This window comes from Kitasatospora sp. NPDC059747 (assembly GCF_042732955.1).
Taxonomy (GTDB): domain Bacteria; phylum Actinomycetota; class Actinomycetes; order Streptomycetales; family Streptomycetaceae; genus Kitasatospora.
The window spans coordinates 68,037-92,891 of sequence record NZ_JBHWGV010000026.1 but is presented as its reverse complement, the minus strand read 5'-3'; the positions used below and the strand labels follow the sequence as shown (position 1 = coordinate 92,891).

The following is a 24,855-nucleotide window of genomic DNA, read 5'->3' as shown; positions in this document are numbered from 1 at the left end:
GGGCCGGAGCGCCGCACCGGCGCGGAGCCGCCGCCCCGGCGGCGCCCTGCTGCCCGCGGCGCTGGCCCTCGTCCTGCCCGCGCTCGGCGCGGCCGTCGACGAGCTCTCCGGCCCCGGCATGGGTTTCGCGTTCGCGGCCGGCGCCGTCCTCGGGACGGGCCTGGCGGCGGCGCTGAGCACCCGCAACGGCTGGTGGTGGGTGCTGTGCGCCTCGCCGCTGGTCGTCCTCGGCGTCACGGCCGCCGCCGAACTGGCGGCCGACGGCGACGCGTACAAGGGCAAGGCGCTGGCGACCGGCTCCGCGAAGTGGGTCGTCCACGGCTTTCCCGTGATGGCCGCGGCCGCAGGGGCGGCCGTGCTGGTGATCGTGGTCCGGGTGGTCCTGGACGGGAGGAAGCACCATGGCTGAGAACCCCGCCGGCGGCGAGGGCCGCGGCGCGGCCCGACGCGCCGCGCAGACCCCGAAGGCACCGGCCGCGCGCCGGTCGCCGCTGCTCATCGCCGGCCGCACGGCGGCCGTCTCCATGGCGCTCGCGGTCTTCGTGTCCAGCGGCGTGGTCTGGTACGAGTACACGTCCCTCACCGACGGCATGACGACGTCCAACGCCATCGCCGAGACGAAGAAGGACGCGCCCAAACACCTGGACAACTCGGTCAACCTGCTGCTGATCGGCCTCGACAGCCGCAAGAACATGGACGGCACCGACCTGCCCCCGGAGTTCGTCCAGGACGAGCTGCACGCCGGCCACAGCTCCGACATCGGCGGCTACAACACCAACTCCCTGATCCTGCTGCACATACCGGCGGGCGGCGGCAAGGTCCAGGCCGTCTCCATCCCCCGCGACGACTACGTCATGACGTTCAAGGGCGACGGCACCCAGATGGGCATGGCCAAGATCAAGGAGGCCTACGGCAACGCCAAGGACAAGGCCACGCCCGCGCTCCAGGCCAAGGGCCTCAAGGGCGCGGACCTGGAGAAGGCCGGCCGCGACGCCGGGCGCGCGGCGACGATCCGCACCGTCCAGACCTTCCTGGACCAGCCGATCGACCACGTCGCCGAGGTCAACCTGATGGGCTTCTACGACATCGCCAAGGCGGTGCAGCCGATCGACGTGTGCCTCACCCACGACACCAAGGACCCGGCGATCGAGGGCCAGGGCTCCGGCGCCGACTTCCACAAGGGCATCAACCACCTCAACGCCTCCCAGGCGCTGTCCTTCGTCCGCCAGCGGCACAACCTGGACGGCCCGGACGGGAACTCCGGCGACTTCGCCCGCACCCACCGCCAGCAGGCCTTCATCTCGTCCGTCACGCACAAGCTCAAGCAGGACGGCATCATCAGCGACCTGGGCAAGCTCAAGGACCTCTTCGGCGTCGTGCAGAAGGACCTGGTCATCGACAACCAGTGGAACGTCCTCGACTTCGCCCAGCAGGCGCCGGCCCTGACCGGCGGCAACGTCGAGTTCAACACCCTCACCTTCGACGGCTTCGGCAAGAAGAACGGCCAGGACGTCAACCTCGTCACCCCGTCCAAGATCCAGAAGGTGGTCAAGCAGGTGTTCGGCTACGCCGACGCCTCCGCACCCGCGCCCGCACCCGGCGGCGGCCCGGGTGACTCGCCCACCACCGAGGCGGCCCAGCCCGCCCAGGCGCCGACGACGCCCGCCGCGGCCGAGGCCGCCACGGTGAACGTCTACGACGCCTCCCCCGTCAAGGGCGCCGGCGCGTCGGAGTCCAAGGCGCTCGTGGCGATGGGCTTCAAGGAGGGCAAGGTCCTCCAGGCGACGTCCAAGCCGAAGACCACCACCGTGGTCTACGGCAAGGGTGCCAAGGACGCCGCCGACCAGATCGCCGCCCGCTACGGCGTGACCGCCACCGAGTCGGCCTCCTCCTCGCCGGGCCACGTCACCGTCACCCTCGGCACCTCCTTCACGGGCGCGGCCGGCGACAAGCCCGCCGCCCCGGGCGCCGGCGCCTCGCAGGCTCCGGCCGACCCGGCCGCCGCCCTGCCGATGCAGGGCCCCGGCGTCGACGCCCAGTCCGACGGCGGCATCCCCTGCGTCTACTGACGCACCCCCACCCACCGCGCCGAAGGCGGGGCTCCCACCCGGGAGTCCCGCCTTCGGGCGTTTGCGGCCGACCCCTCGACACTTTCTCCGTACTATGTATAGTGTACTGCGTACGGGATAACCGTGCGCCCTGTTCCGAGGAGAGGTCCACCGCCGTGCAGATCACCGACTCCGTCGTCTCCCTGACCGTCCCGGACGTCTCCGCGTCCGCCGCCTTCCTCCAGCGGCACTTCGCCTACACCGAGCTGATGTCCGCCGACGGCTTCGTCTCGCTCGGCCACCCGGGCGGGGGCGTCAACGTGGTGTTCCTCCGGCGCGGCATCGAGGTCCTGCCGGAGAGCTACCGCGACGACACCGCGGCCGGCGTGATCCTCGCGTTCACCGTCGCCGACGCCGCCGCCGAACAGGAGCGCCTTCGCGGCGAGGGCGTGGGGATCACCATGGAACTGCGCCAGGAACCGTGGGGCGAGAAGCTGTTCCAGGTCACCGACCCGAACGGGGTCGTGATCGAGGTCGTGGAGTGGGTCCGGCAGTAACCGGCGGCGGGCACACGCGACGGCGCCCCCTCGACCGGCCGGGTCGAGGGGGCGCCGTCGCACGCGCGGAGGACGTCAGTCGACCGTCCACGTGTCGTTGCCCGCCAGCAGCGTCGCGAGGTCGCCCGGGCCGCGGTGCGCCACCGCCGTCGCCAGCTGGTTCGCCATCAGCTCGTCGTACACCGGGCGCCGCACGTCCCGCAGCACCCCGATCGGGGTGTGGTGCAGCGTGTCCGCGTCCGCGATCCGCGACAGCGCGAACGCCGCCGTCGCACTCGCCGCGTGCGCGTCGTGCACCACCAGCGAACCCTCGTTGTCCGACGTCACCGCCGCCGTGAACAGCTCGCCGTCCGGCCCCCGGAACACGCCCTGGCCGCCGTCCGCGCCGAAGCGCACCGGCGCGCCGTGCTCCAGCCGGATCAGCGCCTCGTCCCGGGTGCCCGGCTCCTTCAGCACCTCGAACGCGCCGTCGTTGAAGATGTTGCAGTTCTGGTAGATCTCCACCAGCGCCGTGCCCTCGTGCAGCGCCGCCGCCCGCAGCACCGACTGCAGGTGCTGGCGGTCGGAGTCGATCGTCCGCGCGACGAACGAGGCCTCCGCGCCGATCGCCAGCGACAGCGGGTTGAACGGGGCGTCCAGCGAACCCATCGGCGTCGACTTGGTGATCTTGCCGAGCTCGCTGGTCGGCGAGTACTGGCCCTTGGTCAGGCCGTAGATCCGGTTGTTGAACAGCAGGATCTTCAGATTGACGTTGCGGCGCAGCGCGTGGATCAGGTGGTTGCCGCCGATCGACAGCGCGTCGCCGTCACCCGTCACCACCCACACGCTCAAGTCCTGCCGCGACGAGGCCAGGCCCGTCGCGATCGCCGGCGCCCGACCGTGGATCGAGTGCACGCCGTAGGTGTTCATGTAGTAGGGGAAACGCGATGAACAGCCGATGCCGGAGACGAAGACGGTGTTCTCCCGTCTGATCCCCAGCTCCGGCATGAACGACTGCACGGCCGCCAGGATCGCGTAGTCCCCGCAGCCGGGGCACCAGCGCACCTCCTGGTCCGTCTTGAAGTCCTTCGCGGTCTGCCGCTCCTCGGTCTTCGGCACCAGGCGCAACGAGGGGAACTGCTGCTCGCTCATGCGCCCACCTCGCTGCGCTCGGCGGTCGCTTCGCGAAACACGCACCCCTTGATCGTTCGCTCGCTGCGCTCGCTCATCGGTGGTCCTCCTCGTCCAGGGTGCCGATCGCCGCCCACAGCACGTCCGCCAGCTGCGCCGCCTTGAACGGCAGACCGCGCACCTGGTTGTAGGACTCCGCGTCCACCAGGTACTTGGCGCGCAGCAGCAGCGCCAGCTGGCCGAGGTTCATCTCGGGGACGATGACCTTGTCGTAACTCCGCAGCACCGTGCCCAGGTTGGCCGGGAACGGGTTCAGGTGGCGCAGGTGCGCCTGGGCGATCTCGCCGCCGTCGGCCCGCACCCGGCGCACCGCCGCCGTGATCGGCCCGTACGTCGACCCCCAGCCGAGGACCAGCACCCGGGCCTCGCCGCTCGGATCGTCCACCTCGACCGGCGGCACCGCGATGCCGTCCACCTTGGCCTGCCGGGTGCGGACCATGAAGTCGTGGTTGGCCGGGTCGTAGGAGATGTTGCCGGTGCCGTCCTGCTTCTCGATGCCGCCGATGCGGTGCTCCAGGCCGGGGGTGCCGGGCAGCGCCCACGGGCGGGCGAGCGTCTTCGGATCCCGCTGGTAGGGCCAGAAGGCGCCGTCCTCGCGGTTCGGACCGGTCGCGAAGTCCGGCTCGATCACCGGGAGTTCGTCCACCTCGGGGATCCGCCACGGCTCCGAGCCGTTGGCCAGGTAGCCGTCCGAGAGCAGGAACACCGGGGTGCGGTAGGTGACCGCGATCCGGGCCGCCTCCAGCGCCGCCGCGAAGCACTCGGCCGGCGTCGCCGGGGCGACGATCGGCACCGGCGCCTCGCCGTTGCGCCCGAACATCGCCTGGAGGAGGTCCGCCTGCTCGGTCTTGGTCGGCAGGCCGGTGGACGGGCCGCCGCGCTGGATGTCCACGACCAGCAGCGGCAGTTCGAGCGAGACGGCCAGGCCGATCGTCTCGCTCTTGAGCGCGACGCCCGGACCCGAGGTCGTCGTCACGCCGAGCGCGCCGCCGAAGGCCGCGCCCAGCGCCGCCCCGATGCCGGCGATCTCGTCCTCGGCCTGGAACGTCCGCACGCCGAAGTTCTTGTGCTTGCTCAGCTCGTGCAGGATGTCCGAGGCCGGGGTGATCGGGTACGAGCCGAGGTACAGCGGCAGCCCGGAGCGCTGGGCCGCGGCGATCAGGCCGTAGGACAGCGCGAGGTTCCCGGAGATGTTGCGGTAGCGGCCGGCCGGCAGCTTCGCCGGCGCCACCTCGTAGGAGACCGCGAAGGTCTCCGTCGTCTCGCCGAAGTTCCAACCCGCCCGGAACGCGCTGATGTTGGCCTCGGCGATCTGCGGCTTCTTCGCGAACTTGCCGCGCAGGAAGCTCTCGGTGCCGCCGGTGGGCCGGTGGTACATCCAGGACAGCAGGCCGAGGGCGAACATGTTCTTCGCCCGCTCGGCGTCCTTGCGGGCCAGGCCGCTGTCCTTGAGCGCCTCCAGCGTCAGCGTCGTCAGCGGCACCTTGTGCAGGTGGTAGGCCTCCAGCGAGCCGTCGGCGAGCGGGTCCGCGGCGTAGCCGACCTTGGCGAGGGCCCGCTTGGTGAACTCGTCGGTGTTGACGATGATCTCGGCGCCGCGCGGCAGGTCCGCCAGGTTCGCCTTGAGAGCGGCCGGGTTCATCGCGACCAGGACGTTCGGGGCGTCGCCGGGGGTCAGGATGTCGTGGTCGGCGAAGTGCAGCTGGAAGGACGAGACGCCCGGCAGGGTGCCGGCGGGGGCCCGGATCTCGGCGGGGAAGTTCGGCAGGGTGGAGAGGTCGTTGCCGAAGGACGCCGTCTCGGAGGTGAACCGGTCACCGGTCAGCTGCATCCCGTCGCCGGAGTCGCCCGCGAACCGGATGATCACCCGGTCCAGGCGGCGGACCGGCTTGGCGTGTCTGCGCTGCGCACTGGCCGGCACGGCCGCGCCGGGGCGGCCGTCACCGGGACCCGAACGGTTCTCGTCGCCGTCCGAGCCGTCCACTGCCTCTGACTGATCGACCTGACTGGTCACTGCCGCGGACCTCCTCGTGGGCACGCCACCGCGGGCGCGACCCTGTGCCCCGTCCGCCTGGTGCACCTCTGGCATCCTATGCGCGCGCAACCGGCCGGGGCCGGAACTCCCGCGTGCGGCGGGAAATGACCGGTACGCGCCCACAGCACCATCAACGCGCGGCGGCCGGAGATCATTCCGGCCCCCGGCCCCGGCCCGATCCGCAGGACGGGCCCTACGAGTTGATGTAGGTCAGCACGGCGAGCACCCGGCGGTGGTCCTCCGGGCTCTGGGCCAGGCCGAGCTTGAGGAAGATGTTGCTGACGTGCTTCTCGACCGCGCCGTCGGACACCACGAGCTGGCGCGCGACCGCCGCGTTGGTGCGGCCCTCGGCCATGAGGCCGAGCACCTCGCGCTCGCGCGGGGTCAGATTGGCCAGAACGTCGCCCTTGCGGCTGCGGCTGAGCAGCTGCTGCACGACCTCCGGGTCGAGCGCGGTGCCGCCCTCGGCGACCCGCAGCACCGCGTCGGCGAACTCGCGCACCTCGGCGACGCGGTCCTTCAGCAGGTAGCCGACGCCCCGGGTGGATCCGGCCAGGAGTTCGGAGGCGTAGCGCTCCTCCACGAACTGTGACAGCACCAGCACGCCCAGCTGCGGGTAGCGGCCGCGCAGCTCGACGCACGCGCGCAGGCCCTCGTCGGTGTGCGAGGGCGGCATCCGCACGTCGGAGACGACGACGTCGGGCAGGTCGCCGGCGTCGGCCAGGTCGTGGACGGTCTTGAGCAGGGCGTCGCCGTCCCCGACGCCCGCGACGACCTCCAGGCCGCGGTCGGTGAGCAGCCGGGTCAGGCCCTCCCGCAGCAGTACGGAGTCCTCGGCAATGACGACGCGGCGCATGGCGACCTTCCGGCAGGGGTGAGCTGACGGGCCCAGTCTTCCCTATCAGGGCGGCGGCGCGCCGGGGGTTGCCGGGCCCGGTCCGGGGCTCGCGGCCCCGGACCGGCGGTCCCGGTGCGTCACATGGTGCGGATGGCCACCGAGTCGCAGAGGGCTTCGAGGGCGGCCTTGGCCGCGCAGTCCGGCAGCGGGGCGAGCAGGGCGCGGGCGTCCTCGGCCTGGCGCAGGGTCTCGCGGCGGGCGAGCTCCAGCGCCGGGTGGCGGCGCAGCAGGCGCAGCGCCTCGGCGTGCAGGTCGTCGTCGGCGAGGTCCTGGTCGAGCAGTTCGCGCAGCCGGGTGTCCTCGGGGTCGGCGGGGTCGGCGGGCATGCCCTGGAGGAGCAGGGTGGGCAGGGTCGGCACGCCCTCGCGCAGGTCGGTGCCGGGGGTCTTGCCGGACTCGTGGCCGTCGCTGGCGATGTCGAGGACGTCGTCGGCGAGCTGGAAGGCGATGCCGATGCGCTCGCCGAACTCGCTGAGGGTCTCCACCACGCGCGCCTCGGCGCCGGCCATCAGCGCTCCTATCTTGCAGGAGGCGGCGATCAGCGATCCGGTCTTGCCGGCGAGGACGGCCAGGTAGTGGGCGAGCTGGTCGCCGTCCGGGCCGGGGCCGCGGGTCTCCAGGATCTGGCCGGTGACGAGGCGCTCGAAGGCGTCGGCCTGCAGCCGGACGGCCTCGGGGCCGAGGTCGGCCAGGACCTGGGAGGCGCGGGAGAAGAGGAAGTCGCCGGTGAGGATGGCCACCGAGTTGTCCCAGCGGGAGTTGGCACTGGGGGCGCCGCGGCGCACGGGGGCCTCGTCCATGACGTCGTCGTGGTAGAGCGTGGCCAGGTGGGTGAGCTCGACGACGACCGCGGCCGGCACGACGCCGGGCGCGCCGGGGTCGCCGAACTGGGCGGACAGCAGGAGCAGCAGCGGACGGAAGCGCTTGCCGCCGGCCTCGATCAGGTGGCTGGCGGTGACGGTGATGAACGGGACGTCGCTCTTGACGGCCTCGGCGAGCGCCGTCTCCACCGCGTCCAGTCCGGCCTGGACGTCCCGGGTCAGGTCGCGGTCCTGCACGCTGAGCCCGAAGGGTCCCACGACGGTCACGAAGACCACTCCTCTGTCCCTGGTCGATCTAGCGGCCTGGTCCCTGAGTGCCGCCGCTGGCCATACAGGCAGGGTATCCGGTCACGAGTGGATCACTGCACGGGCGTGCGGATCCTGTCGTGATCGGGCCGGAGTTGCAGGTCAGGGCGGCTGCGGGAGCGCTCGGGCGCCGGATGTGAATGCGGCTGGAAATAAAGGCTGCTGCACCTTCCGGGGCGGCGGCGGGACAACCGCGTCCGGGCCGCGCCCCGCGGGGGGCGGCCCGGACGCCGCGGGAGTCTCCCGGCCTCAGCGGACGAAGAGCGCGGCCTTCGAAGCGAGGTCCAGGAAGTACTGCGGCAGCACCCCGAGGACGACGGTGACGAGCACCCCGACGCCGATCGCGGTCGCCGTGAAGGCGCTCGGGATCGCGACCGTCGGGCCGCCGGGCTGCGGGTCGGAGAAGAACATCAGGACGATGACCCGGATGTAGAAGAACGCGGCCACCGCCGAGCTCAGCACACCGACGATGACCAGCGGCGTCGCGCCGCCGGCCGCCGCCGCCTGGAACACCGCGAACTTCCCGGTGAACCCGGAGGTCAGCGGGATGCCGGCGAAGGCCAGCAGGAACAGCGCGAACACCGCCGCGACCAGTGGGGAGCGCCGGCCGAGGCCGGCCCAGCTGGACAGGTGGGTCGCCTCGCCCTTGGAGTCGCGCACGAGAGTGACGACGGCGAACGCGCCGAGCGTCACGAAGGAGTACGCGAGCAGGTAGAACAGCACCGAGCCGAGGCCCTGCTTGTTGGTGGCGATCACGCCGGTGAGGATGAACCCGGCGTGCGCGATCGAGGAGTAGGCGAGCAGGCGCTTGACGTCCTGCTGCGTGACCGCGAGCACCGCGCCGACCACCATCGTCAGGATCGCCACGCCCCACAGCACCGGCCGCCAGTCCAGGCGCAGCCCGGGGAAGGCGACGTAGAACAGGCGCAGGAACGCGCCGAAGGCCGCGACCTTCGTGGCCGCCGCCATGAACCCGGTGACGGGGGTCGGCGCGCCCTGGTACACGTCCGGGGTCCAGGCGTGGAACGGCACGGCGCCGACCTTGAAGAGCAGGCCGACGGCGAGCATCGCGAGGCCGATCAGCAGCAGCGTGTCGGTGCGGGTGCTGCTGAGCAGCGCCGGGTTGGTCATGGCCTTGCCGGAGATGACGTCGGCGATGTCGCCGAGCTTCACGCTGCCCGCGTAGCCGTACAGCAGGGCGGTGCCGAACAGGAAGAACGCCGAGGCGAAGGCGCCGAGCAGGAAGTACTTGACGGCCGCCTCCTGGGAGAGCAGCCGGCGGCGCCGGGCCAGCGCGCACAGCAGGTACAGCGGCAGCGAGAAGACCTCCAGCGCGACGAACATCGTCAGCAGGTCGTTCGCGGCCGGGAAGAGCAGCATGCCGCCGACGGCGAACAGGGTCAGCGGGAACACCTCGCTGGTGGCGAAGCCGGCCCGGACCGCGGCCCGCTCCTGCTCGCCGCCGGGGGTGGCGGCGGCCTGCGCGGCGAACGCGTCGGCCGGCAGTCCGCCGGCCCTGGGCTCCAGGCGCCGCTCGGCGTACGTCAGCACGGCGACGGCGGCGACCAGGACGATGACGCCCTGGAGGAACAGCGCCGGGCCGTCCATCGCCACCGACTCCATGGCGAGCAGGTCCATCCTGGTGGTGCCGTGGCCCTGGGCGGCGAGCACCACGATCGCGGTGAACGCGCCGGCCAGGCCGGTGAGCGCGAGGACGACCTGCGTCCAGTGCCGCAAGCGGCGCGGCACGAAGGCCTCGACCAGGACGCCGGCCACGGCGGCGCCGAACACCACCAGCATCGGGGAGAGTTGGCCGTACTCCAGGTGCGGCGCGGGGATGCTCGGGGTGGAGCCGCCGGCGGCGGCGAGCATGCCGGTGGTGCTCACTTCTGCTCACCTCCTGAGGTGGCGGCGACCGGGTGGGCCGGCGCCGGGTCGGTCTCGTGGACCTGCGAGAGCGTCGCGTTCACCGCCGGGTTGACGATGTCGGTCAGCGGCTTGGGGTAGACGCCGAGCAGGATCGTCAGCGCCACCAGCGGGGCGACGACGGCCACTTCGCGGACCTTGAGGTCCGGCATGCCGGTGACCTCCGCCTTGACCGGGCCGGTCATCGTGCGCTGGTAGAGCAGCAGCGCGTACAGCGCGGCCAGGACGATGCCGAAGGTCGCGACGATCCCGATCGCCGGGTAGCGGGTGAACGTGCCGACCAGGACGAGGAACTCGCTGACGAACGGGGCGAGGCCGGGCAGCGACAGGGTGGCGAGGCCGCCGAGCAGGAACGTCCCGGCGAGCACCGGGGCGACCTTCTGCACGCCGCCGTAGTCGGCGATCAGGCGCGAGCCGCGGCGCGAGATCAGGAAGCCGGCCACCAGCATCCACGCGGCGGTGGAGATGCCGTGGTTCACCATGTACAGGGTGGCGCCGCTCTGGCCCTGGCTGGTCAGCGCGAAGATGCCCATGATGATGAAGCCGAAGTGCGAGATCGAGGCGTAGGCGACCAGGCGCTTGATGTCCTTCTGGCCGATCGCGAGCAGCGCGCCGTAGACGATCCCGATCACCGACAGCACGAGGATCGCCGGGGCGAAGGTCTTCGAGGCGTCGGGGAACAGGCCGAGGCAGAAGCGCAGCATCGCGAAGGTGCCGACCTTGTCGACCACGGCGGTGATCAGCACCGCCGTGCCGGCGGTGGCCTCGCCCATCGCGTTCGGCAGCCAGGTGTGCAGCGGCCACAGCGGGGCCTTCACCGCGAAGGCGAAGAAGAAGCCGAGGAACAGCGCCTTGGAGGCGGTGCCGCTGAACTGCAGCTTGCCGTCGGCCACGGCCGAGGCGAGGGTCGGCAGGTCGAAGGTCGCGAGGCCCTGGTCCTGCGCGATCACGTACAGGCCGATCACGGCGGCGAGCATCACCAGGCCGCCGAGCAGGTTGTACAGCAGGAACTTGACGGCCGCGTAGGAGCGCTGGCGCGCCGCGTCGGGGCCGCCCGCCCGGTCCCCGAAGCCGCCGATCAGGAAGTACATCGGGATCAGCATGGCTTCGAAGAACACGTAGAACACGAACACGTCGGTGGCGTAGAAGGAGACGAGGACCATCGCCTCCACGGCCAGGATCAGGGCGAAGAAGCCCTGGGTGCGGCGCCGCTGCTCAAAGGTGTCGGGGTCGAACGTGCCGTCGGGCGCGGGCGCAGGGTCCGCGTCGTGCCAGGAGGCGAGCATCACGATCGGCACGAGCACGGCGGTCAGCAGGGCCAGCACCGCGCCGATGCCGTCCACGCCGAGCGAGAAGGTGATGCCGAAGGAGCGGATCCAGCTGTGGGACTCGGTCAGCTGGTAGCGGTCGCCGTGCGGGTCGAATCGCACGGCCACCAGGGCGGCCAGCGCCAGCGCGACGGCCGAGGTGCCGAGCGCGACGGCCTTGGTCGTGGTGCGCCGCGCCTCGGTGGACCCGGCGGGCATCGCGGCGGTCAGCACCGCGCCGGCCGCCGGGACCGCGCACGTGGCGGTCAGGAGGACACTCATGCCCCGCCTCCCCGAGGATGTTCTGGACGAGTCATCAGACGGACCTCATCAGGAGAGTCGTGGCGACCAGCACCAGCGTGCCGCCGAACATGGAGAGCGCGTAGGAGCGGACGAAGCCGTTCTGGACCCGCCGCAGCCGCCCGGAGATCCCGCCGATCGTGGCGGCCAGGCCGTTGACGAAGCCGTCCAGGCCGCGGCTGTCGAAGTAGACGAGCGTCGCGGCGAGCGCCGAGCCCGGCCGCACCAGGACGGCGTGGTTGAAGTCGTCCTGGAGCAGGTCGCGGCGGGCGGCCCGGGTGAGCGGGGAGCCGACCGGCGGCACCACGGGGACGGAGCCGCGCCCGTACATCGCGTACGCGAGGCCGACGCCGGCCAGCATGCAGGCGGTGGTCAGCAGCGTGACGGTCAGCGACGTGAGCGGGGAGTTCCCCTCGGCGTGGCCGGTGACCGGCTCCAGCCAGGTGAGGAACGAGTCGTTCAGGACGAACAGCCCGCCCGCGAACACCGAGCCGAGGGCCAGCAGCACCATCGGGACCGTCATCGTCTTCGGCGACTCGTGCGGGTGCGGGGCGTCGCCGTTGGCGTCGGGCTGCCAGCGCTTCTCGCCGAAGAACGTCAGCACCATCACGCGCGTCATGTAGAAGGCGGTGACGGCCGCGCCGGTCAGCGCGCACAGGCCGAGGATCCAGCCCTCGGTGCCGCCCTTGGCGAACGCCGCCTCGATGATCCTGTCCTTGGAGAAGAAGCCGGACAGCCCGGGGAAGCCGATGATCGCGAGGTAGCCCAGGCCGAAGGTCACGAAGGTGACCGGCATGTACGTGCGCAGGCCGCCGTAGTGGCGCATGTTCACCTCGTCGTTCATGCCGTGCATGACCGACCCGGCGCCGAGGAACAGCCCGGCCTTGAAGAAGCCGTGCGTCACCAGGTGCATGATCGCGAAGGCGTAGCCGATCGGACCGAGGCCGGCCGCGAGGATCATGTAGCCGATCTGCGACATCGTCGACCCGGCCAGCGCCTTCTTGATGTCGTCCTTCGCGCACCCGACCACCGCACCGAACAGCAGCGTGACCGCGCCGACCACCACCACGGCGGTCTGGGCGTCCGGCGCCAGGTTGAAGATCGCCGCGGAGCGGGTGATCAGGTAGACGCCGGCCGTCACCATCGTCGCCGCGTGGATCAGCGCCGACACCGGGGTCGGGCCCTCCATCGCGTCGCCGAGCCAGGACTGCAGCGGCACCTGCGCCGACTTGCCGCAGGCCGCCAGCAGCAGCATCAGGCCGATCGCCGTCAGCCGGCCCTCGCTCGCCCGGCCCGCCCCGGCGAAGACCGGGTCGAAGGCGAAGGAGCCGAACTCCACGAACATCAGCATGATCGCGATCGACAGGCCCATGTCGCCGACGCGGTTGACGATGAACGCCTTCTTCGCCGCCGTCGCCGCACTCGGCTTGTGCTGCCAGAACCCGATCAGCAGGTAGGACGCGAGGCCCACGCCCTCCCAGCCGAAGTACAGCAGCAGGTAGTTGTCCGCGACGACCAGCAGCAGCATGGCGGCGACGAACAGGTTCAGGTACGCGAAGAAGCGGCGGCGGCGCTCGTCGTGCGCCATGTAGCCGACCGAGTAGAGGTGGATGAGCGTGCCGACACCCGTGATCAGCAGCACGAACGTCATCGACAGCTGGTCCAGCCGGAACGAGACGTCCGCCTGGAAGCCGTTCACCGGCACCCAGCTGAACAGGTGCGTCGTCACCGCCCGGTGCTCGGCGTCACGGCCGAGCATGTCCGAGAACAGCGCCAGGCCGAAGCCGAACGAGAGCGCGGCGAGCGCCGTGGCCAGCCAGTGGCCGAACCGGTCCAGCGCCCGCCCGCCGAGCAGCAGCAGGGCGGCGCCGGCCAGCGGGGCTGCCACCAGCAGCGGAATGAGAGAGTTCACCGAGGCCCTCCGCCTACAGCTTCATCAGATTGCTGTCGTCGACCGAAGCGGAGTGCCTGGTCCGGAAGATCGAGACGATGATCGCGAGGCCCACCACGACCTCGGCCGCCGCGACCACCATCGTGAAGAACGCGATGATCTGGCCGTCCAGCGTGCCGTGCAGCCGCGAGAACGTCACCAGCGCCAGGTTCGAGGCGTTCAGCATCAGCTCCACGCACATGAACAGCACGATCGCGTTGCGCCGGATCAGCACCCCGGCCGCGCCGATGGTGAACAACAGCGCCGCCAGATACAGGTAGTTGACCGGATTCACTCCGCGCCCTCCTCGGCCTCGTGGTTCGGCACCGGCTCCAGGGACTTGCGCGGACCGGCCACCGCCGGCCGCTCCGACGACGGACGGCCCAGCCAGTCCGCGGTCGTGTTCTCCAGCTCCGCCATCCGGCGCAGCATGTCCTGGCTCACGTCCCGCACCTGGCCGCGCTCGCGCAGCGTCGCCATCACCGAGTCCTCGGCCACCGAGCCGTCCGGCAGCAGCGCCGGAACGTCCACCGCGTTGTGCCGCGCGTACACGCCCGGCGCCGGCAGCGGCGGCACCTGGATGTTGTCCCGCACCCGCTGCGCCGCCAGCTCGCGCTGCGTCTTCGGTGCCTTCACGTGCTCGCGGTGCGTCAGCACCATCGCACCGATCGCCGCCGTGATCAGCAGCGCGCCGGTGACCTCGAACGCCCACACGTACTTCGTGAAGATCAGCCGCGCCAGACCCGGCACGTTGCCCTCCGCGTTCGCGCCCTGCAGGCCCGTGAAGTGGTCCAGCTTCGCGTTCGCGATGCCCGCGACCAGCAGCACCCCGAAGCCCAGCCCGCACACCACCGCCGCGAACCGCTGGCCCTTCAACTGCTCCTTCAGCGAATCCTCGCTCGTGACGCCGACCAGCATCACCACGAACAGGAACAGCATCATGATCGCGCCGGTGTAGACGACGATCTGCACCACACCCAGGAACACCGCGCCCTGCGCCATGTAACAGACCGCCAGCGCCAGCATCGTGGCCGCCAGGCACAGCGCGCTGTGCACCGCCTTGCGCATCAGCAGCATGCCGAGCGCGCCACCGACCGCCACCACCGCCAGCACCCAGAACTGGACGGCCTCACCCGTCGAGGTCGTCCCGGCCGCATCCGCCAGAACCGTCGTCACGGCCGCACCTCCTTCTCCCGGTCGGTGCGCTCCTGCTGGACCGTCCCCGGCGCCGCCGCCGTGATCTCGCCCCGGTAGTACGCGCCCTCGTCGGCGCCCGGGAAGATCGCGTGCGGCGAATCGACCATGCCCTCGGACAGCCCCACCAGCAGCTGCTCCTTGGTGAAGATCAGGTCCTTGCGCGAGGAGTCCGCCAGCTCGTACTCGTTCGTCATCGTCAGCGCCCGCGTCGGACACGCCTCGATGCACAGCCCGCACAGGATGCAGCGCGCGTAGTTGATCTGGTACACCACGCCGTAGCGCTCACCGGGCGAGTACCGCTCGTCGTCCCGGTTGTCCGCGCCCTCGACGTAGATCGCGTCGGCCGGGCACGCCCACGCGCACAACTCACAGCCCACGCACTTCTCCAGCCCGTCCGGATGACGGTTCAACTGGTGACGGCCGTGGAAGCGCGGCGCCGTCGGCTTCTTCTCCTCCGGATACTGCTCCGTCAGCCGCTTCTTGAACATGGCCCGGAACGTCACGCCGAAACCGGCGGCCGGGCCCAGGACCGACGGCCGGTCGGTCCTCTCCGGACGGTCCGTGTGGTCGGACGACATCGCGGATCAGCTCCCCTCGGAATGGTCGGACCCGTTCAAGGCGTCCTGGAGTTGCTTCGGCGCCCGGCTGCGCCGGCGCGGAACGGGCGGCAGCACCTGGCCCGGCAACGGCGGCACCGGGTACCCGCCCGCCATCGGGTCGAACTCGCCGGACTGCTCGGGAACCTCGGGCTCCGGCTGCTTGCGCACGAAGTCCCGCAGCAGCGCCAACAGCAGGACCACGCCCACCGGCGCGCCCACGTACAGCACCACCTCGCCGAAGCCGTACCCCTCGTTGCGCAGCGCCCGCACGCTCGCGATCAGCACCAGCCACACCAGCGAGACCGGGATCAGCACCTTCCAGCCCAGCTTCATGAACTGGTCGTAGCGCAACCGCGGCAGCGTGCCGCGCAGCCAGATGAAGAAGAACAGCAGCAACTGGATCTTCAGCGTGATCCACAGCATCGGCCACCAGCCGTGGTTCGCGCCCGCCCAGAACACCGACACCGGCCACGGCGCCCGCCAGCCGCCCAGGAACAGCGTCGACGCCACCGCCGACACCGTCACCATGTTCACGTACTCGGCCAGCATGAACATCGCAAACTTCAGCGACGAGTACTCGGTGTTGAACCCGCCCACCAGCTCGCCCTCGGCCTCCGGCAGGTCGAACGGCGCCCGGTTCGTCTCACCCACCATCGCGACGATGTACACGATGAACGACACCGGCAGCAGCGCCGCGAACCACGTCGAGTGCTGCTGCGCCACGATCTCCGACGTCGACATCGACCCCGAGTAGATGAACACCGCCGCGAACGACAGGCCCATCGCGATCTCGTAGCTGATCATCTGCGCCGACGAGCGCAGCCCGCCCAGCAGCGGGTACGTCGAACCGGAGGACCAGCCCGCCAGCACGATCCCGTAGATGCCCACCGAGGCCGTCGCCAGGATGTACAGCAGCGCCACCGGGAAGTCCGTCAGCTGCATCGCCGTCCGGGTCCCGAAGATCGACACCTCGTTGTCGGCCGGCCCGAACGGGATCACCGCGAACGCCATGAACGCCGGGATCGCGCACACGATCGGAGCAAGGACGTAGACCACCTTGTCCGAGCCCTTGACCACCAGGTCTTCCTTCAGCGCCAGCTTCACGCCGTCCGCCAGCGACTGCAGCAGACCCCACGGCCCGTGCCGGTTCGGCCCGATGCGCAACTGCATCCAGGCCACCACCTTGCGCTCCCACACGATGGCGATCAGCACCGTGAGCACCAGGAACGCGAAGCAGAACACCGCCTTCAGCAGCACCAGCCACCACGGGTCGTGGCCGAAGAACCGGAGCATCTCGTACGGCTGCGGATTGTTCATCGGTCCTCCCCTTCGGCGCCCGAGCCCGCCGCGGCGGGAACGGCGTCGGCGGCGGCGATCGTGACCAGATGGCCGACGGCGGTCCCGAGCGTGCGGTGCGCACCGCCCGGAGTCGAGTTGAGCGGGATCCACACCGTGCGGTCCGGCAGCGACTCGGTGACCTCCAGCGGCAGCGTCAGCGAACCCGCCGGGCCCGTCAGCCGCAGCGCGCCGCCCTGCCGCGCGCCGACCTCCCGCGCCGTCACCGGCGACACCCGGGCCACCGCCCGGTGCCGGGTGCCCGCCAGGTGCGGATCACCCTCCTGCAGCGTCCCGTTGTCCAGCAGCTGGCGCCAACCCGCCAGCACCGCCTGCCCCGTCGCCGGACGCGGCAGCAGGCCCGGGTGCGCGGCCGGATCGGCCGCCCGGTCCCCGGCCCACGGCGCGAACCCGTCCAGCTCCAGGCGCGCGGCCCGCACGTCCGGCAGGCCCAGCCGGTGCCCCAGCGCATCCGCCAGCATGGTCAGCACCCGCACGTCCGAGTGAAGGTGGCGGCCCGTCAACTGATCGGCCTTGAGCGCCGGCTCGAACATCCGCACCCGGCCCTCCCAGTCCAGGAACGTCCCGGCCTTCTCCGCCACCGCCGCCACCGGCAGCACCACGTCCGCACGCGCCGTCACCGCCGACGGGCGCAGCTCCAGCGACACCACGAACGGCACCGCCGCCAACGCCTCGTCCGCCAGCGCCGGATCCGCCAGGTCGTCCGGATCCACCCCGCCGACCAGCAGCGCGTCCAGCTCGCCGCGCGCCGCCGCCGCCAGGATCTGGTCCGTGTCCCGGCCCACCCGCGAGGGCAGCTCCGCCACACCCCACAACGCCGCCGCCTGCGCCCGCGCCGCCGGAGCGGCCACCGGACGCCCACCGGGCAACAGCCCCGGCAGCGCGCCCGCCTCCACCGCACCCCGCTCACCGGCCCGGCGCGGCACCCAGGCGATCCGCGCCCCCGTCGCGTGCGACAGCCGCAGCACCGACGTCAGCGCCCCCGGGATCGCGGCCAACCGCTCACCCACCAGCACCACCGCACCCGGCCGGCGCAACAACTCCGCCGCCTGCCCCGCCTCGTCGCTCAACGGCTCGTCCGCCGCCAGCGCCCCGAACCACTCCGGCTCCGTCCCCGGCGCCGCCGGCAGCAGCACACCACGCAGCTTCGCCAGCCCCCGCGACGCGAACGCCGCCACCGAGTACACCTTCAAGCCCTTGGCGCGACTCGCCTTCCGCAACCGCAGGAAGACGATCGGCGACTCCTCCTCCGGCTCCAGACCCGCCAGCAGCACCACCGGCGCCTGCTCCAACTGCTCGTACGTGACGCCCCCGCCGTCCACGTCCACACCACGCCCGGCGACGGCCGCGGCCAGGAAATCCGCCTCCTCACCACTGTGCGGACGCACCCGGAAGTCCACGTCGTTCGTACCCAGCACCACACGCGCGAACTTCGCGTAGCCGTACGCGTCCTCGACCGTCACCCGGCCACCGGCCAGCACACCCGCCCGCGCACCGCGCAGACCCTCGGCCGCCCGCGCCAGCGCCTCCGGCCACGACGCCGCCACCAACTCGCCGTCCACCCGCACCAGCGGCGTCGACAACCGGTCCCGCAGCTGCGCGTACCGGAACGCGAACCGGCCCTTGTCGCAGTTCCACTCCTCGTTCACCGCCGGGTCCTCACCCGCCAGCCGGCGCAGCACCTTGCCCCGACGGTGATCGGTGCGCTGCGCGCACCCCGCCGAACAGTGCTCGCACACACTCGGCGACGACACCAGGTCGAACGGACGCGAGCGGAAACGATAAGCCGCCGACGTCAGCGCCCCCACCGGACAGATCTGGATCGTGTTCCCCGAGAAGTACGACTCGAAGTCGTCCCCCTGGCCCGTCCCCACCTGCTGCAGCGCACCGCGCTCCACCAGATCGATGAACGGATCACCCGCGATCTGCTGCGAGAAACGCGTGCAGCGGGCGCACAGGACGCAGCGCTCCCGGTCCAGCAGCACCTGGCTGCTGATCGGCAGCGGCTTCGCGTACGTCCGCTTCATCCCTTCAAAGCGGGAGTCCGCCGCGCCGCTGCTCATCGCCTGGTTCTGCAAGGGGCACTCGCCACCCTTGTCACATACCGGGCAGTCCAGCGGATGGTTGATCAGCAACAGCTCCATCACGCCGCGCTGCGCCTTCTCCGCCACCGGCGAACTCAGCTGCGTGCGCACCACCATGCCCTCGGCCACCGGGATCGTGCAGGAGGCCACCGGCTTGCGCTGGCCCTCGATCTCCACGATGCACTGCCGGCACGCGCCGGCCGGATCCAGCAGCGGATGGTCGCAGAAGCGCGGGATCTGGGTGCCGATCGTCTCGGCCGCCCGGATCACCAACGTCCCCTTGGGGACCTGCACTTCGACGCCGTCGATGGTGAGCGTGACCAGTTCGACCGCCGTGTCGGAGGCGGTCGGCTCCGTGATCGTCACGCGTGCACCTCCCTCTCGGTGGCGGACTGGTGGCCGGGGCGGGGGCCGTCGGCCCAGACGGTGGACGCGGCCGGGTCGAACGGGCAGCGGCGCTCGGCCAGGTGCCGCTCGTACTCGGCCCGGAAGTGCTGGAGCGAGGACACGATCGGGCTCGCCGCGCCGTCGCCCAGGGCGCAGAACGACTTGCCGTTGATGTTGTCGGCGATGTCGAGGAGCTTCTCCAGGTCCCCCTCGACGCCCTCGCCGGCCTCGATCCGCTTGAGCAACTGGACGAGCCAGTAGGTGCCTTCGCGGCACGGCGTGCACTTGCCGCACGACTCGTGCGCGTAGAACTCGGTCCAGCGGGTGACGGCCCGCACCACGCAGGTCGTCTCGTCGAACACCTGCAGCGCCTTCGTGCCGAGCATCGACCCGGCCGCTCCGACGCCCTCGTAGTCCAGCGGGACGTCCAGGTGCTCGTCGGTGAACATCGGGGTCGACGAGCCGCCCGGCGTCCAGAACTTCAGCCGGTGCCCCGCGCGGATCCCCCCGCTCAGGTCCAGCAGCTGGCGCAGCGTGACGCCCAGCGGCGCCTCGTACTGGCCCGGGTTGGTCACGTGGCCGGACAGCGAGTAGAGCGTGAAGCCCGGGGACTTCTCGGTGCCCAGGCCCTTGAACCACTCCTTGCCCCGGGCCAGGATCGGCGGCACCGAGGCGATCGACTCCACGTTGTTGACCACCGTCGGGCACGCGTACAGGCCCGCGATCGCCGGGAACGGCGGGCGCAGGCGCGGCTGGCCGCGGCGGCCCTCCAGCGAGTCCAGCAGGGCCGTCTCCTCGCCGCAGATGTAGGCGCCGGCGCCCGCGTGCACGGTGATGTCGAGGTTCACGCCCGAGCCCATGATGTCGCGGCCCAACAGCCCCGCCCCGTACGCCTCGGCCACCGCCGCGTGCAGGCGCCGCAGCACCGGCACGACCTCGCCGCGCAGGTAGATGAACGCGTGGTCGCAGCGGATCGCGTAGGACGCGATGATCATGCCCTCGATGAGCGAGTGCGGGTTCGCGAACAGCAGCGGGATGTCCTTGCAGGTGCCCGGCTCCGACTCGTCCGCGTTCACCACCAGGTAGTGCGGCTTGCCGTCGTTCTGCGGGATGAACTGCCACTTCATGCCGGTCGGGAAGCCGGCGCCGCCGCGGCCGCGCAGGCCGGAGTCCTTGACCAGGGCGATCACGTCGTCCGGCGGCATCGCGAGGGCGGCCTTCAGGCCCTCGTAGCCGTGGTGGCGGCGGTAGGTGGCGAGCGTCCACGGGCGGCTGTCGTCCCAGGAGGCCGACAGGACGGGGGTGAGCAGCTTCTCGGCCGGCTCGGCGGAGGTCATCACGCTTCGGTCCCTTCCTGGCCGGGGTGGTTGCGGTCGGGGTCGCCGTGGCCCGGGTCGCCGCGGTCGGGGTCGCCGTGGCCGGAGTCGCCGTGGCCGGCCTCCGGGTGGTCGGGGTCGTTGCGCTCGGGCTCCTCGTGGCGCGGGGAGACGACCCTGGTGCCGCCGTTGCCGGGCAGGGCCTCGCCCCTCGCCAGGCGCAGACCCACCAGCGACGGCGCCCCGCCGGCGCCGGACTCGTCGTTGGCGCCCGGGCGCTCGTCGGGGAAGCCCGCCAGGATGCGGGCCGTCTCCTTGAAACCGCACAGCCGGGCGCCGCGGGTGGGCCTGACCTCGCGGCCCGCGCGCAGGTCGTCCACCAGCCGCCGGGCGCTCTCCGGGGTCTGGTCGTCGAAGAACTCCCAGTTGACCATCACCACGGGCGCGTAGTCGCAGGCCGCGTTGCACTCGATGTGCTCGATCGAGACCTCGCCGTCCGCGGTCGTCTCGTTGTTGCGGATGCCCAGGTGCTCCTGGAGCTCGTCGAAGATCTGGTCGCCGCCGAGCACCGCGCACAGCGTGTTGGTGCACACCCCGACGTGGTACTTCCCGGCCGGGCGCCGCCGGTACATCGTGTAGAACGTGGCGACCGCGGTGACCTCGGCGGTCGTCAGGTCCAGCTGCTCGGCGCAGAACCGGATGCCGGTCGGGCTGACGAAGCCCTCCTCGGCCTGCACCAGGTGCAACAGCGGCAGCAGCGCCGAACGGGCCACCGGGTAGCGGCCGATCAGCTCCGCGGCGTCCGCGGCCAGCCGGGCGCGCACCTCCTCGGGGTACGGCTTCGCCGGCAGCGCCGGCAGTCCGAGCTCGACATTGGTCACCGGTCCACGCCTCCCATCACCGGGTCGATCCCGGCCACCGCGACGATCACGTCGGCGACCTGGCCGCCCTCGCACATCGCCGCCATCGACTGCAGATTGGTGAACGACGGGTCCCTGAAGTGGACCCGGTACGGGCGCGTCCCGCCGTCGCTGACCACGTGCACGCCCAGCTCGCCCTTCGGCGACTCGACCGCCGCGTACGCCTGGCCGACCGGGACCCGGAAGCCCTCGGTGACCAGCTTGAAGTGGTGGATCAGGGCCTCCATCGAGGTGCCCATGATCTTGCGGATGTGGTCGAGCGAGTTGCCCATCCCGTCCGGGCCGACCGCCAGTTGGGCCGGCCAGGCGATCTTCTTGTCGGCCACCATGACCGGGCCCGGGCGCAGCCGCTCCAGGCACTGGTCGACGATCCGCAGCGACTGGCGCATCTCCTCCAGGCGGATCAGGAAGCGGCCGTAGGAGTCGGCGGTGTCCGCGACCGCCACCTCGAAGTCGTAGTCCTCGTAGCCGCAGTACGGGTCGGTCTTGCGCAGGTCGTGCGGCAGGCCCGTGGCGCGCAGGATCGGGCCGGTGGCGCCGAGGGCCAGGCAGCCGGGCAGGTCCAGAAAGCCGACGTCCACCAGGCGCGCCTTGAACACCGGGTTGCCGGTCGCCAGTTTGTCGTACTCGTGCATCCGGGAGCGCAGCAGCTTGACCGCCTCGCGGATCTGGTCGACGGCGCCGGGCGGCAGGTCCTGGGCGAGGCCGCCGGGGCGCACGTACGCGTGGTTCATGCGCAGGCCGGTGACCAGCTCGAAGACGTCCAGGATCAGCTCGCGGTCGCGGAAGCCGTAGATCATCAGGGTGGTGGAGCCGATCTCCATGCCACCGGTGGCGAGGCAGACCAGGTGCGAGGCGATCCGGTTCAGCTCCATCATCATCACGCGGATGACGCTCGCCCGGTCCGGGACGTCCGCGGTGATGCCGAGCAGCTTCTCCACCGCGAGGCAGTAGGCGGTCTCGTTGAACAGCGGCGTCAGGTAGTCCATCCGGGTCACGAAGGTGGTGCCCTGGACCCAGCTGCGGAACTCCATGTTCTTCTCGATGCCGGTGTGGAGGTAGCCGATGCCGCAGCGGGCCTCCTTCACCGTCTCGCCGTCGATCTCCAGGATCAGCCGCAGCACACCGTGCGTGGACGGGTGCTGGGGGCCCATGTTGACGATGATGCGTTCGTCGTCGGCCCGGCCGACCGCCTCGACGACCTCGCCCCAGTCGCCGCCGGTGACGGTGAAGACGCGGCCCTCGGTGGTCTCGCGGGCCCCGGCGTGGGCTGCCTCGGAGGTTTCTCCGTGGGCTTCCTTGCGGGCTTCTCCGTGGGCCTCTTCGCGGGCCTCTTCGCGGGCCTCTTCGTGGTGCTGAGTGCTCATCAGCTGTACGACCTCCGCTGGTCGGGCGCCGGGATCTGGGCACCCTTGTACTCGACGGGGATGCCGCCGAGCGGGTAGTCCTTGCGCTGCGGGTGGCCCAGCCAGTCGTCGGGCATCATGATCCGGGTCAGCGCCGGGTGGCCGTCGAAGACCAGGCCGAAGAAGTCGTAGGCCTCGCGCTCGTGCCAGTCGTTCGTCGGGTAGACGCTCACCACCGACGGGACGTGCGGGTCGGCGTCCGGCGCGGTGACCTCCAGCCGGATCAGCCGGCCGTGGGTGATCGAGCGCAGGTGGTAGACCGCGTGCAGCTCGCGGCCCTTGTCGCCGGGGTAGTGCACGCCGCTCACGCCGAGGCACAGCTCGAAGCGCAGCGCCGGGTCGTCGCGCAGGACCCGGACCGTGCGCAGGAGGTGCTCGCGCTCGACGTGGAAGGTCAGCTCGCCGCGGTCGACGACCGTCTTCTCGATCACGTCCACCGGGTCCAGGCCCTGCTCCTCCAGGGCGCCCTCCAGCTCGTCGGCGACCTCGTCGAACCAGCCCCCGTACGGGCGTTCGCTCGGACCGGGCAGCACCACCGGAGCGGCGAGGCCGCCGAAGCCGGACGTGTCGCCGCTGCCCTGGGCGCCGAACATGCCCTGGCGGCGGCCGACCACCTCGACCGGGATCTCGCGTACCGGCTGCTCGCGGCGGGTCTCGGGTACCTGGTCGTTCATCGCAGCTGCCCTCCCATCTCGCTGACGGGGGTGGCCTGCAGGGCGAGCGCCTCGCCGAGCTCCTCGGCCCGGCGGCGGTTCACACCCAGCGGCTCGTGCTGGATCTTGTCGTGCAGCTTCAGGATCGCGTCCAGCAGCATCTCCGGGCGCGGCGGACAACCGGGCAGGTAGATGTCCACCGGGACGATGTGGTCGACGCCCTGCACGATCGCGTAGTTGTTGAACATCCCGCCGGAGGAGGCGCAGACGCCCATCGAGATGACCCACTTCGGGTTGGGCATCTGGTCGTACACCTGGCGCAGCACCGGGGCCATCTTCTGGCTCACCCGGCCCGCGACGATCATCAGATCGGCCTGCCGCGGGGAGCCGCGGAAGACCTCCATGCCGAACCGGGCCAGGTCGTAGCGGCCGGCGCCGGTGGTCATCATCTCGATCGCGCAGCAGGCCAGGCCGAAGGTGGCCGGGAACAATGACGCCTTGCGCACCCAGCCCGCGGCCGCCTCCACGGTCGTGAGCAGAAAGCCGCTCGGCAGCTTCTCCTCGATTCCCATCAGATCCCTCTCAATGCCTCAAGTCCGGTGGTTCATCGGCCGGTTCTGGCTCGTCCGCTCGGCGGAGGTCGTTCGTCCGACGGAGCTTGTCCGCTCGTTCACAAGGGGTCGCGAGGACGCCCGGCGGACCGCCGACGGGGGGGCGGGCCCGCGCTCAGTCCCACTCCAGGCCGCCGCGCCGCCACACGTAGGCGTAGGCGACGAAGACGGTGGCGATGAACAGGAGCATCTCGACCAGTCCGAAGATCCCGAGGGCGTCGAACGTCACCGCCCACGGGTAGAGGAAGACGATCTCGATGTCGAAGACGATGAAGAGCATCGCCGTCAGGTAGTACTTGATCGGGAACCGACCGCCGCCCACGGGCTGCGGGGTCGGCTCGATGCCGCACTCGTACGCCTCCAACTTGGCCCGGTTGTAGCGCTTGGGGCCGGTGAGTGAGGCCATCACGACGGAGCCGACCGCGAACGCCGCCGCGATGGCACCGAGTACGAGGATCGGCGCGTAGGCATTCATAGCCCCCGCTCCCTCCGTCCAGTCGTCCTTGACTGCAGATCGGAACCGGCGGGTCACGCTGAGGTGAACCCGCGCTCCAGTTCCCGAGATCCACCTCATGTGAGGCAGTTCACAAAGCCTGGAACGAGCGCATCCTATGCCTGTCGGCTTGTGATCTGCGACACGCAGTTCGCCGGGATCTTTGTGATCTACGACACCCCTGGAATGAGGGTGAATGCGAACATGCCCAGTTTTGTCAACGCAAAGCAGTCAAATGGTCACAACCAGTCGCATTTACTTGTGAAGCGGCAGGTCAGAGCCTCGCTCCTATATCAACTATGCTCCGGCAGAGGCAAATTTCCGGGCGCCATGTTGACGTGTTATAGCGGCTCACTCGCAGGGGTGGCCGGGGGGTGAACGCTCGCTTGACCCTTCGTTCACAAGCGCGCGAATGCCTTCTTGGGGCTTCCCCCTCCCCCTCCCCCTCCCCCCACCCCGCCCGCCGCCCGCCGCCCGCCGCCCGCCGCCCGCCCAACCCTCGCCCGTTTCGCGCTGGGCCATGCCTGGCCCAGCG

The 24,855-nt window shown here is 71.2% G+C and carries 21 protein-coding genes; 3 read left to right on the top strand and 18 right to left on the bottom strand.

Going from position 1 to position 24,855, the window contains the following annotated elements; translation table 11 throughout:
* From ACFV4G_RS14455 to ACFV4G_RS14445, 3 genes are all read left to right on the top strand, one after another.
* Nucleotides 1-409 (top strand): DUF6542 domain-containing protein (locus tag ACFV4G_RS14455; protein WP_380440054.1); only part of this gene is annotated, 409 nt, incomplete at its 5' end.
* Nucleotides 402-2,069 carry an LCP family protein gene (locus tag ACFV4G_RS14450; protein WP_380440052.1) on the top strand — a complete coding sequence of 556 codons (1,668 nt, stop codon included), beginning with the start codon at nucleotides 402-404 and terminating at the stop codon, nucleotides 2,067-2,069. The genes ACFV4G_RS14455 and ACFV4G_RS14450, both read left to right, overlap by 8 nt.
* Nucleotides 2,070-2,224: 155 nt before the next feature.
* Entirely contained in the window at nucleotides 2,225-2,605 is a 381-nt protein-coding gene (locus ACFV4G_RS14445; RefSeq protein ID WP_380440050.1) for a VOC family protein, read from the top strand.
* A 75-nt stretch (nucleotides 2,606-2,680) separates the two neighbouring features.
* Here ACFV4G_RS14445 and ACFV4G_RS14440 read toward each other — a convergent pair whose 3' ends face one another.
* The 18 genes from ACFV4G_RS14440 to ACFV4G_RS14355 all read right to left on the bottom strand — a co-directional run bounded on the left by ACFV4G_RS14440 (nucleotide 2,681) and on the right by ACFV4G_RS14355 (nucleotide 24,302).
* Nucleotides 2,681-3,736 carry a 2-oxoacid:ferredoxin oxidoreductase subunit beta gene (locus ACFV4G_RS14440; RefSeq protein ID WP_380440048.1) on the bottom strand — a complete coding sequence of 352 codons (1,056 nt, stop codon included), beginning with the start codon at nucleotides 3,734-3,736 and terminating at the stop codon, nucleotides 2,681-2,683.
* Nucleotides 3,737-3,809: 73 nt separating this feature from the next.
* Nucleotides 3,810-5,789 carry a 2-oxoacid:acceptor oxidoreductase subunit alpha gene (locus tag ACFV4G_RS14435; protein WP_380440046.1) on the bottom strand — a complete coding sequence of 660 codons (1,980 nt, stop codon included), beginning with the start codon at nucleotides 5,787-5,789 and terminating at the stop codon, nucleotides 3,810-3,812.
* A 214-nt stretch (nucleotides 5,790-6,003) separates the two neighbouring features.
* The gene (locus ACFV4G_RS14430) at nucleotides 6,004-6,666 is read right to left on the bottom strand and encodes a response regulator (protein ID WP_380440044.1); all 663 of its coding nucleotides are present in this window, start codon (nucleotides 6,664-6,666) and stop codon (nucleotides 6,004-6,006) included.
* A 119-nt stretch (nucleotides 6,667-6,785) separates the two neighbouring features.
* Nucleotides 6,786-7,796 carry a polyprenyl synthetase family protein gene (locus ACFV4G_RS14425; protein WP_380440042.1) on the bottom strand — a complete coding sequence of 337 codons (1,011 nt, stop codon included), beginning with the start codon at nucleotides 7,794-7,796 and terminating at the stop codon, nucleotides 6,786-6,788.
* A gap of 288 nt (nucleotides 7,797-8,084) precedes the next feature.
* Entirely contained in the window at nucleotides 8,085-9,707 is a 1,623-nt protein-coding gene (gene nuoN, locus ACFV4G_RS14420; RefSeq protein ID WP_380440066.1) for an NADH-quinone oxidoreductase subunit NuoN, read from the bottom strand.
* Nucleotides 9,708-9,718: 11 nt separating this feature from the next.
* Nucleotides 9,719-11,350, bottom strand: a complete 1,632-nt coding sequence (locus ACFV4G_RS14415; RefSeq protein WP_380440040.1) for an NADH-quinone oxidoreductase subunit M — start codon at nucleotides 11,348-11,350, stop codon at nucleotides 9,719-9,721.
* A gap of 34 nt (nucleotides 11,351-11,384) precedes the next feature.
* Nucleotides 11,385-13,280, bottom strand: coding sequence for an NADH-quinone oxidoreductase subunit L (gene nuoL, locus ACFV4G_RS14410; RefSeq protein ID WP_380440039.1), 1,896 nt, complete (start codon nucleotides 13,278-13,280; stop codon nucleotides 11,385-11,387).
* A gap of 13 nt (nucleotides 13,281-13,293) precedes the next feature.
* Nucleotides 13,294-13,593: an NADH-quinone oxidoreductase subunit NuoK gene (gene nuoK / locus ACFV4G_RS14405; protein ID WP_030060110.1), complete on the bottom strand. Its 300-nt coding sequence runs from the start codon at nucleotides 13,591-13,593 to the stop codon at nucleotides 13,294-13,296.
* On the bottom strand, nucleotides 13,590-14,474 hold the full coding sequence (locus ACFV4G_RS14400; RefSeq protein WP_380440037.1) for an NADH-quinone oxidoreductase subunit J: 885 nt from the start codon (nucleotides 14,472-14,474) through the stop codon (nucleotides 13,590-13,592). Before ACFV4G_RS14400 ends, nuoK begins: the two co-directional genes overlap by 4 nt.
* Nucleotides 14,471-15,073, bottom strand: coding sequence for an NADH-quinone oxidoreductase subunit NuoI (gene nuoI / locus ACFV4G_RS14395; RefSeq protein WP_380440035.1), 603 nt, complete (start codon nucleotides 15,071-15,073; stop codon nucleotides 14,471-14,473). The genes ACFV4G_RS14400 and nuoI overlap by 4 nt, the downstream gene beginning before the upstream one ends.
* A gap of 6 nt (nucleotides 15,074-15,079) precedes the next feature.
* Nucleotides 15,080-16,411: an NADH-quinone oxidoreductase subunit NuoH gene (nuoH, locus tag ACFV4G_RS14390; RefSeq protein WP_380440033.1), complete on the bottom strand. Its 1,332-nt coding sequence runs from the start codon at nucleotides 16,409-16,411 to the stop codon at nucleotides 15,080-15,082.
* Entirely contained in the window at nucleotides 16,408-18,900 is a 2,493-nt protein-coding gene (locus ACFV4G_RS14385; protein ID WP_380440031.1) for an NADH-quinone oxidoreductase subunit G, read from the bottom strand. Before ACFV4G_RS14385 ends, nuoH begins: the two co-directional genes overlap by 4 nt.
* Nucleotides 18,897-20,258 carry an NADH-quinone oxidoreductase subunit NuoF gene (nuoF, locus tag ACFV4G_RS14380; protein WP_380440029.1) on the bottom strand — a complete coding sequence of 454 codons (1,362 nt, stop codon included), beginning with the start codon at nucleotides 20,256-20,258 and terminating at the stop codon, nucleotides 18,897-18,899. The genes ACFV4G_RS14385 and nuoF overlap by 4 nt, the downstream gene beginning before the upstream one ends.
* The gene (nuoE, locus tag ACFV4G_RS14375; protein WP_380440064.1) at nucleotides 20,258-21,097 is read right to left on the bottom strand and encodes an NADH-quinone oxidoreductase subunit NuoE; all 840 of its coding nucleotides are present in this window, start codon (nucleotides 21,095-21,097) and stop codon (nucleotides 20,258-20,260) included. The genes nuoF and nuoE overlap by 1 nt, the downstream gene beginning before the upstream one ends.
* 17 nt (nucleotides 21,098-21,114) lie before the next feature.
* Nucleotides 21,115-22,524 carry an NADH-quinone oxidoreductase subunit D gene (locus tag ACFV4G_RS14370; RefSeq protein ID WP_380440027.1) on the bottom strand — a complete coding sequence of 470 codons (1,410 nt, stop codon included), beginning with the start codon at nucleotides 22,522-22,524 and terminating at the stop codon, nucleotides 21,115-21,117.
* Nucleotides 22,524-23,237, bottom strand: coding sequence for an NADH-quinone oxidoreductase subunit C (locus tag ACFV4G_RS14365; RefSeq protein WP_380440025.1), 714 nt, complete (start codon nucleotides 23,235-23,237; stop codon nucleotides 22,524-22,526). The genes ACFV4G_RS14370 and ACFV4G_RS14365 overlap by 1 nt, the downstream gene beginning before the upstream one ends.
* Nucleotides 23,234-23,788, bottom strand: coding sequence for a NuoB/complex I 20 kDa subunit family protein (locus ACFV4G_RS14360; protein WP_380440023.1), 555 nt, complete (start codon nucleotides 23,786-23,788; stop codon nucleotides 23,234-23,236). The genes ACFV4G_RS14365 and ACFV4G_RS14360 overlap by 4 nt, the downstream gene beginning before the upstream one ends.
* Nucleotides 23,789-23,942: 154 nt before the next feature.
* The gene (locus tag ACFV4G_RS14355) at nucleotides 23,943-24,302 is read right to left on the bottom strand and encodes an NADH-quinone oxidoreductase subunit A (RefSeq protein WP_030060100.1); all 360 of its coding nucleotides are present in this window, start codon (nucleotides 24,300-24,302) and stop codon (nucleotides 23,943-23,945) included.
* Nucleotides 24,303-24,855: the final 553 nt, after the last annotated feature.

Excerpts from the sequence above, each read along its gene's own strand:
- ACFV4G_RS14355 (WP_030060100.1), bottom strand. The coding sequence starts at position 24,302 with ATGAATGCCTACGCGCCGATCCTCGTACTCGGTGCCATCGCGGCGGCG.
- ACFV4G_RS14415 (WP_380440040.1), bottom strand. The coding sequence starts at position 11,350 with ATGAGTGTCCTCCTGACCGCCACGTGCGCGGTCCCGGCGGCCGGCGCG.
- ACFV4G_RS14360 (WP_380440023.1), bottom strand. The coding sequence starts at position 23,788 with ATGGGAATCGAGGAGAAGCTGCCGAGCGGCTTTCTGCTCACGACCGTG.
- nuoF (WP_380440029.1), bottom strand. The coding sequence starts at position 20,258 with ATGACCTCCGCCGAGCCGGCCGAGAAGCTGCTCACCCCCGTCCTGTCG.
- ACFV4G_RS14440 (WP_380440048.1), bottom strand. The coding sequence starts at position 3,736 with ATGAGCGAGCAGCAGTTCCCCTCGTTGCGCCTGGTGCCGAAGACCGAG.
- ACFV4G_RS14370 (WP_380440027.1), bottom strand. The coding sequence starts at position 22,524 with ATGAGCACTCAGCACCACGAAGAGGCCCGCGAAGAGGCCCGCGAAGAG.
- nuoI (WP_380440035.1), bottom strand. The coding sequence starts at position 15,073 with ATGTCGTCCGACCACACGGACCGTCCGGAGAGGACCGACCGGCCGTCG.
- ACFV4G_RS14365 (WP_380440025.1), bottom strand. The coding sequence starts at position 23,237 with ATGAACGACCAGGTACCCGAGACCCGCCGCGAGCAGCCGGTACGCGAG.
- ACFV4G_RS14450 (WP_380440052.1), top strand. The coding sequence starts at position 402 with ATGGCTGAGAACCCCGCCGGCGGCGAGGGCCGCGGCGCGGCCCGACGC.
- nuoH (WP_380440033.1), bottom strand. The coding sequence starts at position 16,411 with ATGAACAATCCGCAGCCGTACGAGATGCTCCGGTTCTTCGGCCACGAC.
- ACFV4G_RS14430 (WP_380440044.1), bottom strand. The coding sequence starts at position 6,666 with ATGCGCCGCGTCGTCATTGCCGAGGACTCCGTACTGCTGCGGGAGGGC.
- nuoN (WP_380440066.1), bottom strand. The coding sequence starts at position 9,707 with ATGCTCGCCGCCGCCGGCGGCTCCACCCCGAGCATCCCCGCGCCGCAC.